The following is a 493-nucleotide window of genomic DNA, read 5'->3' as shown; positions in this document are numbered from 1 at the left end:
GTCCCGGTATTTTTCCGGCGGGTTATCGGTTATAATCTGTTTTACCGGTATAAGCCCCATTTGGTCGCTGAGAAATTTGGTTACCGCAATGTTTGTAGACGCATCCGCCACTGTGGCAAAAGTCGCGGGCAAACCAAACCAGAATTCAGAGAAAAATTCTGCAAAATGCTCAAGAAAATAATAATACCGTGCGGCTTCTTCCGTTATAAACGTTTCTGACGGTTCTTTATCGACCCCCGCATACTCGACTATCCGGCGTATAAAAGCGCTTGTCGCTTCCTCGCCTATCGGGATAACCGGTATATGAAGATACGGCTGTCCGTATTTTTCTTTTAAGTGTTCGGCAACAGAAAGTCCAACCCACGGCGAAAGAACAAGGTTAAACTGCGCTCTCGGAATAGCTTTCCATTCGGATACGCCTTTGCTTTCCGAGCCAAAAAGCATGTTTACTCTTAACCCAGCCCCTTCGATAATGCGTTTAAGCTCAAGGTAA

The 493-nt window shown here is 45.8% G+C and carries 1 protein-coding gene; it reads right to left on the bottom strand.

From position 1 onward, the window contains the following. On the bottom strand, positions 1-493 hold a 493-nt coding region (locus tag AWU74_RS07960; RefSeq protein ID WP_306701094.1), incomplete at both ends, for a nitrogenase component 1.

It is taken from the genome of Treponema endosymbiont of Eucomonympha sp., from assembly GCF_001028545.1.
The sequence above is the reverse complement of the archived record's forward strand: the minus strand, read 5'-3'. Positions and strand labels throughout refer to the sequence as shown.